At 61.6% G+C, this 11,978-nt stretch carries 11 protein-coding genes and 1 pseudogene; 5 read left to right on the top strand and 7 right to left on the bottom strand.

The window, feature by feature from the left end; translation table 11 throughout:
• Window positions 1-90 precede the first annotated feature (90 nt).
• Both hemB and AC3WN7_RS28165 read right to left on the bottom strand, forming a co-directional pair.
• Complete coding sequence (gene hemB / locus AC3WN7_RS28170) at window positions 91-1,065, bottom strand: porphobilinogen synthase (RefSeq protein ID WP_046042798.1); 975 nt, start codon at window positions 1,063-1,065, stop codon at window positions 91-93.
• Between the two features lie 138 nt (window positions 1,066-1,203).
• Window positions 1,204-1,914 carry a glutathione S-transferase family protein gene (locus AC3WN7_RS28165; RefSeq protein ID WP_015094216.1) on the bottom strand — a complete coding sequence of 237 codons (711 nt, stop codon included), beginning with the start codon at window positions 1,912-1,914 and terminating at the stop codon, window positions 1,204-1,206.
• 368 nt (window positions 1,915-2,282) lie between these two features.
• Between AC3WN7_RS28165 and AC3WN7_RS28160 the strand changes: the two genes are divergently transcribed.
• Complete coding sequence (locus tag AC3WN7_RS28160) at window positions 2,283-2,954, top strand: histidine phosphatase family protein (RefSeq protein ID WP_102675798.1); 672 nt, start codon at window positions 2,283-2,285, stop codon at window positions 2,952-2,954.
• A gap of 100 nt (window positions 2,955-3,054) precedes the next feature.
• Here the strand turns inward: AC3WN7_RS28160 and mnmH are convergent, their stop codons facing one another.
• Both mnmH and selD read right to left on the bottom strand, forming a co-directional pair.
• The gene (gene mnmH, locus AC3WN7_RS28155; RefSeq protein ID WP_207258352.1) at window positions 3,055-4,158 is read right to left on the bottom strand and encodes a tRNA 2-selenouridine(34) synthase MnmH; all 1,104 of its coding nucleotides are present in this window, start codon (window positions 4,156-4,158) and stop codon (window positions 3,055-3,057) included.
• Window positions 4,158-5,192 carry a selenide, water dikinase SelD gene (selD, locus tag AC3WN7_RS28150; RefSeq protein ID WP_007979269.1) on the bottom strand — a complete coding sequence of 345 codons (1,035 nt, stop codon included), beginning with the start codon at window positions 5,190-5,192 and terminating at the stop codon, window positions 4,158-4,160. The genes mnmH and selD overlap by 1 nt, the downstream gene beginning before the upstream one ends.
• A 189-nt stretch (window positions 5,193-5,381) precedes the next feature.
• Here selD and AC3WN7_RS28145 point away from each other — a divergent pair, with 189 nt between their 5' ends.
• On the top strand, window positions 5,382-5,609 hold the full coding sequence (locus AC3WN7_RS28145) for a DUF6555 family protein (RefSeq protein WP_095968256.1): 228 nt from the start codon (window positions 5,382-5,384) through the stop codon (window positions 5,607-5,609).
• A gap of 33 nt (window positions 5,610-5,642) precedes the next feature.
• Window positions 5,643-5,921: a hypothetical protein gene (locus tag AC3WN7_RS28140; RefSeq protein ID WP_095968257.1), complete on the top strand. Its 279-nt coding sequence runs from the start codon at window positions 5,643-5,645 to the stop codon at window positions 5,919-5,921.
• 32 nt (window positions 5,922-5,953) lie between these two features.
• On the opposite strand, the gene AC3WN7_RS28135 is transcribed toward AC3WN7_RS28140, so the two are convergent.
• From AC3WN7_RS28135 to AC3WN7_RS28125, 3 genes are all read right to left on the bottom strand, one after another.
• Window positions 5,954-6,118, bottom strand: a complete 165-nt coding sequence (locus AC3WN7_RS28135; RefSeq protein WP_015094211.1) for a metallothionein — start codon at window positions 6,116-6,118, stop codon at window positions 5,954-5,956.
• 184 nt (window positions 6,119-6,302) lie between these two features.
• Window positions 6,303-7,979 (bottom strand): methyl-accepting chemotaxis protein CtpM, encoded by a 1,677-nt coding sequence (gene ctpM, locus AC3WN7_RS28130; protein ID WP_492575436.1) that lies wholly within the window; start codon window positions 7,977-7,979, stop codon window positions 6,303-6,305.
• A gap of 205 nt (window positions 7,980-8,184) precedes the next feature.
• Window positions 8,185-9,501, bottom strand: a complete 1,317-nt coding sequence (locus AC3WN7_RS28125) for a Na+/H+ antiporter family protein (RefSeq protein WP_102675800.1) — start codon at window positions 9,499-9,501, stop codon at window positions 8,185-8,187.
• 99 nt (window positions 9,502-9,600) lie between these two features.
• On the opposite strand from AC3WN7_RS28125, the pseudogene AC3WN7_RS28120 reads away from it, so the two are divergent.
• A pseudogene (locus tag AC3WN7_RS28120) lies at window positions 9,601-11,031 on the top strand (methyl-accepting chemotaxis protein); the annotation flags it as partial.
• 102 nt (window positions 11,032-11,133) lie between these two features.
• On the top strand, window positions 11,134-11,889 hold the full coding sequence (locus tag AC3WN7_RS28115) for a methyl-accepting chemotaxis protein (protein ID WP_413423127.1): 756 nt from the start codon (window positions 11,134-11,136) through the stop codon (window positions 11,887-11,889).
• The last annotated feature ends 89 nt before the right edge of the window (window positions 11,890-11,978 follow it).

Raw genomic sequence — 11,978 nt, 5'->3', positions numbered from 1 at the left:
CGCGAAGGCGGAGTGTCAGTCAATACATTTGTCACTGACACTCCGCCTTCGCGAGCAAGCCCGCTCCCACAGGGTGGAATGTGTCGGGTTTCAGATCCCGGCCAACGCCAGATCCATCGCAAAATAGGTAAAGATCAGGTCCGCCCCGGCACGCTTGATCGCCCCCAGGCTCTCGCGCACCACGCGGTCTTCATCGATGGCCCCGGCCTGGGCGGCAAACTTGATCATCGCGTATTCACCGCTCACCTGATACGCCGACAGCGGCAGGCGCGAGGCTTCGCGAATGTCGCGGATGATGTCCAGGTAGGCACCGGCCGGCTTGACCATCAGCGCATCGGCGCCTTCCTGTTCGTCGAGCAGCGACTCGCGCACCGCTTCGCGGCGGTTCATCGGGTTCATCTGGTAGCTTTTGCGGTCGCCCTTGAGCGCACTGCCGCCCGCCTCGCGGAACGGACCATAGAGCGCCGAAGCGAACTTGGTCGAATAGGCCATGATCGCCGTCTGGGTAAACCCGGCGTCATCGAGGGCCCGGCGGATCGCCTGGACCTGGCCGTCCATGGCCGCCGACGGGGCGATCACGTCGGCACCGGCTCGGGCCGCCGCGACGGCTTGCCTGCCGAGGTTGATCAGGGTCTGGTCGTTGTCGACTTCATGGTTGTGCAGCACGCCGCAATGGCCGTGGTCGGTGTACTCGCAAAAACAGGTGTCGGACATCACGATCATGTCCGGCACCGCGTCCTTGGCGATGCGCGACATGCGCGAAACCAGGCCGTCATCGCGCCAGGTGTCGCTGCCGCTGCTGTCCAGATGATGGGACACACCGAAGGTCATCACCGACTTGATCCCGGCACGGGCGTAGCGCTCGATCTCGCCGGCCAGCTTCGACTCGGGAATGCGCATCACGCCAGGCATGCTTTTGATCGGTACGAAGTCGTCGATCTCTTCTTCGACGAAAATCGGCAGCACCAGGTCGTTCAGGCTGAACTCGGTCTCCTGGAACAGGCTGCGCAGGCTCGCATTGCGGCGCAGACGGCGTGGGCGTGCTTCGGGGAACTGGCTGGACATGGGAATTCCTGAATTTCAGAGGACAAGATGTAGGAGCGAGCCCGCTCGCGATGGTCGTTAACGATAACGCGCATTGTCTGAATGACCGCGTTGCCCTTACGTTTTTCGCGAGCAAGCTCGCTCCTACAGGGGATGGTTTCAACCCGCGACCGGGCTTGGAATCTGCAACCCGCGCACCACCGCCGGCCGTGCCAGGAAGCGCTCCAGCACCCGTGTGACGTTAGGGAAGTTCTGAATGCCCACCAGATCGCCGGCTTCATAGAAACCGATCAGGTTGCGCACCCACGGGAAAGTGGCGATGTCGGCGATGGTGTAGCGCTCGCCCATGATCCAGTCGCGCCCTTGGAGCCTGCCGTCGAGCACCTTGAGCAAGCGCTTGCTCTCCTCGACATAGCGATCACGGGGACGCTTGTCTTCGTAGTCCTTGCCGGCGAATTTGTTGAAGAACCCGAGCTGGCCGAACATCGGGCCAATGCCGCCCATCTGGAACATCAGCCATTGAATCGTTTCGTAGCGCGCGGCCGATTCCTGGGCCAGCAGTTGCCCGCTCTTGTCGGCCAGGTAGATCAGAATCGCTCCCGACTCGAACAGCGCCAGCGGCTTGTCGTCCGGACCGTGGGGGTCGAGGATCGCCGGGATTTTGTTGTTGGGGTTCAACGACAGGAATTCCGGGGACATCTGGTCATTGGTGTCGAAGCCTACCCGGTGAGGCTCATACGGCAGGCCGATCTCTTCGAGCATGATCGAAACCTTGACGCCGTTGGGGGTCGGCAAGGAGTACAGCTGAATCCACTCCGGGTATTGGGCAGGCCATTTGCGGGTGATGGGGAAGGCGGACAAATCGGTCATGGGCAGGATCCACGAAGACATTGAGAGTGACGATCATAATGGAGATATCGGCTCAGCGACCCCTTGGAGCCATCAATCTCGCTGATAGAGGAGATCAAAAGAGATCACGACGGTTTCACCACCATCAGGTGTAACCTGTCCATAAATCCGCAACATCCTGTCGATAACCTTCACTGCAATCCGCCAAAGGTTACCGGTACATTGCTGCGCTCTTGGCCGGAATCGAACCAAATGGGTTCAGGGGACTCTGAGCACCACCCCTTTGAAAACGGACCGGCTTCAACGACATGGAACACACCCGACGCTGGAAAGTCGTGGTGTAAAGGTTTGTCAGCCTTAACCGAATTGCGCTGAAGAACCTTTTATTCATGAATCTGTTCAATATTGCCAAACGTTTTAAACATCGCGCCTACCTGCTGTTGCCCGCCTTGCTGGCGGTCAGCGCGGTGTTCCTGTTGCTGGAATCCGGCCTGAGTCGCGCCCAACCGATGGATGGCACCCAGACGCTGGTCTTCCTGCGCCACGGAGAAAAACCCGACGGCGGCCTCGGCCAGCTCAATTGCCAGGGGCTGAACCGCGCCATCGACCTGTCCACGTTGCTGCCGGAAAAGTTCGGCAAGGCCGACTACGTGTTTGCGGCGAACCCGACCCGTAACGTCGAGGAAGGCGAGTTCGACAATTCCTACAGCTACATCCGTCCCCTGATGACCATCAGCCCCAGCGCCATCAAGCTGGGCCTGCCGGTGAACATCAATTTCTCCGCCAATGACACCAGCGACCTGGCCAATGAACTGCTTCACGACAAGTATCACAACTCGGTCATCTACACCGCCTGGTCGCACGGCTACCTGCCGGAGCTGATCAACAAGGTGGCCGGCGACGCCACCGGCAAGAAAACGACCATCACCGATGACTGGGAATCCAGCGACTACGACTCGCTGTATGTGCTCACCCTGACCTGGCACAACGGCAAGGCCAGTTTGCAGAGCCATGTGTACAAGCAAGGTCTGGATAACGGCGCCGAAACCTGCCCGACCTGAGGCATGCGTTGTCTGAGCTGGCCCCTTCGCGAGCAAGCTCGCTCCCACACTGAACCCTGTGGGAGCGGGCTTGCTCGCGAAGAGGCCGGCAAAAACAGCCTCAACCTTTCTGGCTGCCCCGCTCGCGCAAATACTCGAGAACCGCCCCCCGCTCCCCGGCAAACTCGATCCGCGTACCTTTCTTCTCCCGCTGGAACGCGTACATCGGATCGTAATACTCGCTCAGCAACCCTTCGATCCAGCCCCGGTGCAGATCCACCGCGCCACTGCGGGCCTGCTCCGCCAGCGCCTCTTCCATCAAATCCAGCATGCGCCGATGACGTTCGCCGCCCAGGCGTTTCTGCACATTGTTCAGGCTCGCCAGCAACCGTTCGGAAAACAGTGCGAAGCCGTCTTCGCCATGCACGTCGATGAATTCGGCGCACAGATCCACCACGTAATCGCGCAGGATCCGCTCGACCCGACCTTCCAGGCTGTCTTCCAGCCAGACCATCGGAAACTGCTGCATGCCCTGGTACAGCGGCAACGGCAACGCGCAACTGCCCACCGCACGACTTTCGTCTTCCAATACGAACTGCTCGATACCCCGGGCGCGTTTTTTCAGCACATCCACGGCCAGGCGGTTTTCGAAGTCGATGTTCGAAGGCTGGCCGGTGGCGCGCTTGCCGAAACTGGAGCCGCGGTGGTTGGCATGACCTTCAAGGTCCACGCTGTTGCCCAGTTGCGTGAGCACCTCGGTTTTGCCGGTACCGGTCATCCCGCCCAGCAGGACGAAATCGCACTGGGCAACCGCTTGATCGAGGGTGTCCAGCAGGAAGGTACGCATGGCCTTGTAGCCGCCGCCCACCCGTGGGTAGTCGATACCGGCCTCGTCCCTGAGCCATTGCTGGACAATCTGCGAGCGCAGGCCGCCGCGAAAGCAATACAGCAGGCCATCCGGATGCGCCCGGGCAAAATCGGCCCAGGCCTGGATGCGTTCAGCCTTGACCGCGCCCGATACCAGTTGATGCCCGAGCACGATGGCCGCCTGCTGGCCGTGCTGCTTGTAGCACGTGCCGACCCGCTGGCGTTCATGGTCATTCATCAACGGCAGGTTGATCACACCGGGAAACGAACCCTTGTTGAATTCAACCGGCGCGCGCGCATCCATCATGGGCCGGTCGTTGAGGAAGATGTCGCGGTAATCGGTGCAGTCGACGAACATCAAAACACCTCGACTGCGTTGCTCTGTCGCTCGACCAGTTCACCGATCGGCTCCAGGCTCAGGCCCAGTTCGGCGGCCACGGCAAGAAACTGCTCGTTGCCTTGCGGTGTTACGGCAATCAGCAGGCCGCCGCTGGTCTGCGGGTCGCAGAGCACACGTTTGTGCAACTCCTGAAGGCGTCCGAGCTTGCTGGCGTAGCTGTCGAAATTGCGCAGCGTACCGCCCGGTACGCAACCCTGTTCGAGGTAATACTCGACACCCGGCAGACGCGGTACTCGGTCATATTCAATGCGCGCCGTGAGCTGACTGCCGTCGGCCATTTCCACCAGGTGCCCGAGCAGGCCGAAACCGGTGACGTCGGTCATCGCGGTCACGCCATCGAGCTTGCCGAAACGGCTGCCGGGCTTGTTCAGGGTGCACATCCAGTCCCGGGCCAGGCCGATGTCGGCATGGCGCAACTTGCCCTTTTTCTCGGCCGTCGTAAGGATGCCGATGCCCAGGGGCTTGGTGAGATAGAGCAGGCAACCGGCGGTGGCGGTGTCGTTGCGCTTCATGTGGCGCTTTTCCACCAGGCCGGTGACGGCCAGGCCAAAGATCGGCTCGGGTGCGTCGATGGAGTGTCCGCCTGCCAGCGGGATACCCGCTGCGTCGCACACCGAACGGCCACCGCGGATCACTTCCCGGGCGATTTCCGGCGCCAGCACGTTCACCGGCCAGCCCAGGATCGCAATCGCCATCAAGGGATCGCCGCCCATGGCGTAGATGTCGCTGATGGCATTGGTGGCGGCAATTCGGCCGAAATCGAAGGGATCGTCGACGATCGGCATGAAAAAGTCGGTGGTCGAGACCACACCGCGTTCTTCATCGATGGCATACACCGCCGCGTCGTCACGCGAGGCGTTGCCGACCCAGAGTTTCGGGTCGAGATTCTGTGCCCCGCTGCCGGCCAGGATCACTTCCAGCACCTGGGGGGAAATTTTGCAACCGCATCCGGCGCCGTGACTGTATTGGGTCAGGCGAATCGGCTCGCTCATAGGGTCACCTCTTGAAGTCTAGGTAACCAATCCTACAGCAAACGCGCCTTTTTCTTTGTAGGAGATACGCTGGTGGATACTGGCCACTGTGGGTTATGGCAACAGGATCAGCCGGCATCCGACAATCCGAGTGAATTTTCCTGATGGCACGCGATCCTTTTATGTACAACAGGGAGGAACCGGGGCTTTATGAACAGTGCAAAATTATTCGTCATCGAGTACACACTCCATGGCACTGCGAAATCATTCATTATCCGACTGGAAAAAATGGATAACGCAGAAGCCTGGCATTGGGCCAGCTGTGACGCGGGGGTGGGGCGAATTCCCCGATTTGGACGCGAGAAGGTGCAAAAGACCAGCAAGCCGATGGCTGAAAAATTCGGCGTGGAAAACGTCAAGTGGCGGCCGGCGAACTGATCACTGGCAACCGTCACGTTCGGGGGAAGCGATATGAGTGTGACATCCGTCTACAGCCCTGCGCAGCTGGACTATGGCCTGGACACGCAGGCCGGCCGCATCACCAAAAGTGCCAAGTGCCGGATCGGACTGGAAGCGGTCGAAAATGATCCGTTTTGCTTTGCCGTACGCGTCCCGGCGCCACTGCCGGAAGACCTGGAGCAAGCCAGGACCCTGGTGCTGTGGGTCGAAGGGCGGCGCTTGCAGGGCACCGTTCGCCACAGCGAACGCCTGGAGGACGACAGCCTCAGGCTGGAAGTGGAGCCGGACTAGGCTCCACTTTTTACAGCTTGTCGTGAATGCCGTCAGCCATGGGAGCACTTGCAGCCTTTATGAGCGCACTCCTCGCCGTGCTCATGGTGTTTGGCGCAGGCTTCACAGCAATAATGCTTGCCGTGACGGGCAATCGGATGTTCACCGAGTTTGCAGGAACATTTCGGACAATCGCAGATACTTTCACGGTCAATCATGGGTCTGACTCCTCTTGTGTGGTCGTCAGTGCTCAGATGCACACCGTAAGTGTAGGAGCTGCCGCAGGCTGCGATCTTCTGTGGCGAGGGGGGCTTGCCCCCGCTTGAGTGCGTAGCGCTCACCGTTTTTTGCGGCCGCTGTGCAGCCCAGCGCGAGCAAGCTCGCTCGCCACAACAGCTTTAATCAGATACGGAACTGCCCGACCAGGCTGCCCAGGCGCTGACCGAGCTCGGCCAGGCTGCGCGAAGTCTGCGCGCCGAGCTGGGTTTCGTCGGCGACGTTGTCCACCGCCACGGCAATCTGATGCACGCTGCGGTTGATCTCTTCGGCCACGGCGGTCTGTTCTTCAGCGGCGCTGGCGATCTGCGCGTTCATCGAATTGATGGTCGCGATCAACTGGGCCATGGTGTCCAGCGAAGCCCCCGCCTCGTTGGCCTGGGCCGAGGTACCGTCGCCCGCCTCGCTGGAGCGACGCATCGCCTCCACCGCCGACTGGGTGCCGGCCTGCAGGCGGTCGATCATGCCCTGGATTTCCTGGGTGCTGATTTGCGTGCGGCTGGCCAGCGCCCGCACTTCATCGGCCACCACCGCAAAACCGCGCCCGGCCTCGCCGGCGCGGGCGGCTTCGATGGCCGCGTTGAGCGCCAGCAGGTTGGTCTGATCGGCAATCGAGCGGATCACCCCCAGCACGCTGACAATCGATGACACGTCTTTTTGCAGGCTGTCCAGGGACACGCCGCTGCTGCGGATGTCGTCCACCAGCGCATGGATCTTCTCGATGCTGCCGGCCACCACCCGCTTGGCCGCCTGGCCTTCTTCATCCGTCTGTTGGGCTGCCACCGCGGCGTTCTGCGCGCTCTTGGCCACTTCCTGGGCCGCCGCCGACATTTCGTTGATCGCCGTGGCCACCTGATCGGTCTCATGGCGCTGACGCTCCATGGCCTGGTCCGAGCGATTGGCCTGGTCGGACACCTGATTCACCAGTCCGGTCAGTTGCGAGGTCATTTCGCTGATCTGACGCACCAGGCCATGGATCTTGTCGACGAACCGGTTGAACGAGCCGGCCAGTTCGCCGAGTTCATCCTGACTGGTGATGGTCAGGCGGCGGGTCAGATCACCCTCGCCCGCCGCGATGTCGTCGAGGTTGGCTTTCATCAAGTGCAGCGGACGCAGCATGGTGTTGGCCAGCAACATCCCGGCAGCGGCGATCACCAGCAACACCACGAGCGCCACCCCGACGATGCTCAGCACCATGCCTTGCATGCGCTCCTGGACCTTGTCCTGGACCACCGCCACTTGTGCTTCGATGCCGTCGAGGTTGACCGAGGTGCCCACCGCCATGTCCCACTTGGGCAGGTATTCGGTGTAGCCGAGCTTGGGCACCAGCACCTGGGTGTTGCCGGGCAATGGCGAGCTGTATTGCAGGTAGTGCGTACCGTCCCTGGCCACTTTCACCAGGTCGCGGTTGACGTAGACACCGTTCGGGTCGCGATTGTCCTTGAAACTCTGGCCTACGCCTTCGGGGCTGTTGGCCTTGAACAGGCGCACGGTGTTGGAGTCGTAGCCAAAGAAGTAGCCGTCCTTGCCATAGGTGATGCTCGACAGCAGCTTGATCACCTGGGCCCGCGCCGCCTCGTCGCCGGGGGCGGCTGCGTCATACAGCGGTTTGATCGCGGTCATGGCCACGGCCACGTAGCTTTGCAGGGTCGCCTTGGCATCGCTGAGCAGGCGCTCTCGGGTCTGCTCGACTTCCTTGCGGGCCTGCTCCTGAAGAATGAACAGCGTGGTCAGGCTGATGACCAGCGCAAACAGCAGCACCGGGAGGACGGCAAGGGACAGGACTTTGGCCTTGAGGCTCATGCGCATGACGTTCACTCTTTTGTTTTTGTTGGCGTGGTTAGAAGCTTTAACGGCATGCCAGGTCAAAAGTTGAACGCGGTCATTGAGGACACTGGTGATCCCCTGTGGGAGCGAGCCTGCTCGCGAAAGCGGTGTGTCAGTCACATCGATGCTGGATGTGCCGCCGCCTTCGCGAGCAGGCTCGCTCCCACAGGGACAAGGGGTGTTACAGAATCATCGCCGCCACCCAGCCAAACGCCAGCAGCGGCAGGTTGTAGTGCAGGAAGGTCGGGACCACGGTGTCCCAGATGTGATGGTGCTGGCCGTCGATGTTCAGGCCGGAGGTCGGGCCGAGGGTCGAGTCCGAGGCCGGCGAACCGGCATCGCCCAAGGCACCGGCCGTGCCGACGATGCACACGATCGCCAACGGGCTGAAGCCCAGTTGCACGCACAGCGGCACGAAGATCGCCGCCAGAATCGGCACGGTGGAGAACGACGAGCCGATGCCCATGGTCACCAGCAACCCCACCAGCAACATCAGCAAGGCGCCAATGCCTTTGCTGTGATCGATGTACGACGCCGACGACTCGACCAGCGTCTGCACTTGACCGGTGGCCTTCATCACTTCGGCAAAGCCCGAGGCGGCGATCATGATGAAACCGATCATCGCCATCATTTTCATGCCTTCGGTGAACAGGTCATCGGTGTCACGCCATTTGACGATGCCCGACACCGAGAAAATCAGGAAGCCGACCAGTGCACCGATAATCATCGAATCGAGCAGCAACTGAATGATGAACGCCGCGGCGATGGCCACCCCGGCCACCATCAGGCTCAGCGGGTTGTATTGCACCGCCACTTGCTCGACTTGCTCGATTTTCGCCAGGTCGTAGACCCGCTTCTTGCGGTAGCTGACAAACGCGATCAGCAGGCCCGCCACCATGCCCAGCGCCGGAATGCCCATGGCGTGGGTCACGTTGATACCGCTGATGTCCACACCGCTGCGGGCGACGTTGGCCAGCAGGATCTCATTGAGGAAGATATTGCCGAAGCCCACCGGCAGGAACATGTAGGGCGTGATCAGGCCGAAGGTCATGACACAGGCGATCAGTCGACGGTCCAGTTGCAGCTTGGTCAGCACATACAGAAGCGGCGGCACCAGCAACGGAATAAACGCGATATGGATCGGCAGGATGTTCTGCGAGGCGATGGCCACGACCCAGAGCAGGCCAATCAGCAGCCATTTAACCTGACCGCCGCCGCTGGCGTGCTGGCGATCGACCATCGCCAGCGCCTTGTCGGCCAGCGCATGGGCCATGCCGGATTTGGCAATGGCCACGGCAAAGGCACCGAGCAAGGCGTAGGACAACGCCACCGTCGCCCCGCCACCCAGGCCGCTGTTGAAAGCCTTGAGCGTCGCCTCGATGCCCAGGCCGCCGGTCAGGCCACCTACCAGCGCACCGACGATCAGGGCGATCACCACATGCACGCGGGACAGGCTGAGCACCAGCATGATGCCGACCGCAGCAATGACTGCATTCATTTCGTAACCTCGTGACAAACGGAAAGAGTCCGGCCGGCAGTCTGCGTGAGCCGCCAGCGGATAACAGGAATGGGTTTTATTAGAGGGCGCGCACTTTGAATGAAGCAGCGGCAAGCTGCAAGCCTCAAGCCGCAAGCTTTTGTGTTTTCGGCTTGCAGCTTGAAGCTTGTCGCTCAAGAAAGCTGCTTTTATGCCGCTACAGTGCAAAGTCTCAGATATTTATCGAATAAGGACGCCTCCATGTCGCTCAGACAACTTTCCATTCAATGGAAAATCACCCTGCTGGCCGGGCTGTGCCTGGCGAGCATCGTGACCCTGCTGGTGGGTCTTTCGCTGTACCGCATGGAGCACAGCTCCGAGCTGGTGAAAGCCTCGAGCATGGAGATGCTGACCGAATCGGCCCAGGCCCGGATCGAGTCCCAGGGCGAGAACCAGGCACTGGGAATTCGCCAGCAGTTCATGGACGCCTATCAGTACGGCCACGGTTTCTCCCGGCAGGTGCTGTTTTTGCGCGAGCAAGCCGAAAAGCGCTTCCTCGATGCCTTCGACCTGCGCGAAGACCTGACCCGCCAGGTCAAGTCGGCCCTGCAGGCCAATCCGGACCTGCTCGGCCTGTCCCTGGTGTTCGAACCCAACGGGCTGGACGGCAAGGACGAACTGTTCACCGGCCAGGCGGAACTGGGCAGCAACAACAAGGGCCGTTTCGCCCTCTACTGGTCGCAGCCGACGCCGGGCAAGCTAACGTCCATGGCGCTGCCGGAAAAGGACATGGCCGACACCAGCACCGGCCCCAGCGGCGAAGCGGCCAACGCCTGGTTCACCTGCCCGCGCACCACGCTCAAGCCGTGCGTGATCGAACCCTACTTCTATGAGATCGACGGCCAGAACGTGCTGATGACCAGCATCGTTTTCCCGCTGATGGTCAACGGCAAGGTGATCGCCTCGCTGTCGGTGGACATCAACCTCAACAGCCTGCAAGCGGTCAGCCTGGGGGCCAGCAAGAAACTCTACGACGGCCAGACCAGTGTCAGCATCATCAGCCCGGCGGGCCTGCTCGCCGGCTACAGCCCGGACGCCAGCAAACTCAGCCAGCGCCTGGATGCCGTGGACAAGGCCAGCGGTACCGAACTGCTGCGCATGCTGGCCGCCAGCAGCAAAACCGCCAGCCTGCACAGCCATCAGCAATTGAAAGTGCTGGCCCCCTTCCAGCCGATTCCCGGCGGCAAGTCCTGGGGCGTACTGCTCGACGTGCCGGAGAAAGTCCTGGTCGGCCCCGCCGAAGCCCTGAAAAAGCAACTGGACGACAGCAACACCGCCGGCACACTGGTCGAACTCGGCCTGGGCGTGCTCGCCGCGCTGCTGGGCCTGGTGCTGGTGTGGCTGATGGCCCGCAGCGTGACCCGACCGATTCTCGGCGTGGCGCACATGCTCGAGGACATCGCCAGTGGCGAAGGTGACCTGACCCGTCGCCTGGCCTACGACAAGAAAGATGAACTGGGCCAGTTGGCCGGCTGGTTCAACCGCTTCCTCGACAAGCTGCAGCCGATCATTGCCGAAGTGAAACGCTCGGTGCAGGACGCCCGCAGCACCGCCGACCAGTCGTCCGCCATCGCCACCCAGACCAGCGCCGGCATGGAGCAGCAATATCGACAGGTGGATCAGGTTGCCACCGCCTCCCACGAAATGAGCGCCACCGCCCAGGACGTCGCCCGCAGCGCCGCGCAAGCGGCACACGCCGCCCGCGATGCCGATCAGGCGACCCGTCAGGGCCTGACCGTAATCGACCGCACCACTGCCAGCATCGACAACCTCGCCGCCGACATGAGCGCGGCCATGGTTCAGGTCGAAGGCCTGGCAGCCAACAGCGAAAAAATCGGCACGGTGCTGGAAGTGATCCGCGCGATTGCCGAGCAGACCAACCTGCTGGCCCTCAACGCGGCGATCGAAGCGGCCCGTGCCGGTGAGGCCGGGCGCGGTTTTGCCGTGGTCGCCGATGAGGTGCGCAACCTGGCGCGGCGTACCCAGGAGTCGGTGGAGGAAACCCGTCTGGTGATCGAACAACTGCAAAGCGGCACCCAGGACGTGGTGGGTTCGATGAACAACAGTCATCGCCAGGCCCAGGGCAGTGTCGAGCAGGTTGGCCAGGCTGTGACCGCGCTGCGCCAGATAGGCGACGCGGTGACCGTGATCAACGACATGAACATGCAGATCGCCAGCGCCGCCGAAGAGCAAAGCGCGGTGGCCGAGGAGATCAACAACAACGTGGCGACCATTCGCGACGTGACCGAGTCGCTGTCGGGCCAGGCCAATGAGTCGGCACGGGTCAGCCAGTCGCTCAACAGCCTGGCGAACCAGCAGCAGAGTCTGATGGACCAGTTCCGCGTTTAAGCCTTGCAAAATCCCCATGTGGGAGCGGGCTTGCTCGCGAAGGCGGTGTGTCATTCGAAATTTACGTCGACTGACACACCGCCTTCGCG

Source organism: Pseudomonas sp. FW305-70, from assembly GCF_058783925.1.
Note: the sequence above shows the minus strand (reverse complement) of the source record. Positions and strands in the feature narration are given on the sequence as shown.

Excerpts from the sequence above, each read along its gene's own strand:
- hemB (WP_046042798.1), bottom strand. The coding sequence starts at position 1,065 with ATGTCCAGCCAGTTCCCCGAAGCACGCCCACGCCGTCTGCGCCGCAAT.
- AC3WN7_RS28145 (WP_095968256.1), top strand. The coding sequence starts at position 5,382 with ATGAACAGTGCAAAATTATTCGTCATCGAGTACACACTCCATGGCACT.
- AC3WN7_RS28160 (WP_102675798.1), top strand. The coding sequence starts at position 2,283 with ATGAATCTGTTCAATATTGCCAAACGTTTTAAACATCGCGCCTACCTG.
- mnmH (WP_207258352.1), bottom strand. The coding sequence starts at position 4,158 with ATGTTCGTCGACTGCACCGATTACCGCGACATCTTCCTCAACGACCGG.
- AC3WN7_RS28140 (WP_095968257.1), top strand. The coding sequence starts at position 5,643 with ATGAGTGTGACATCCGTCTACAGCCCTGCGCAGCTGGACTATGGCCTG.
- AC3WN7_RS28125 (WP_102675800.1), bottom strand. The coding sequence starts at position 9,501 with ATGAATGCAGTCATTGCTGCGGTCGGCATCATGCTGGTGCTCAGCCTG.
- selD (WP_007979269.1), bottom strand. The coding sequence starts at position 5,192 with ATGAGCGAGCCGATTCGCCTGACCCAATACAGTCACGGCGCCGGATGC.
- AC3WN7_RS28165 (WP_015094216.1), bottom strand. The coding sequence starts at position 1,914 with ATGACCGATTTGTCCGCCTTCCCCATCACCCGCAAATGGCCTGCCCAA.
- AC3WN7_RS28135 (WP_015094211.1), bottom strand. The coding sequence starts at position 6,118 with ATGATTGACCGTGAAAGTATCTGCGATTGTCCGAAATGTTCCTGCAAA.
- AC3WN7_RS28115 (WP_413423127.1), top strand. The coding sequence starts at position 11,134 with ATGGAGCAGCAATATCGACAGGTGGATCAGGTTGCCACCGCCTCCCAC.
- ctpM (WP_492575436.1), bottom strand. The coding sequence starts at position 7,979 with ATGAGCCTCAAGGCCAAAGTCCTGTCCCTTGCCGTCCTCCCGGTGCTG.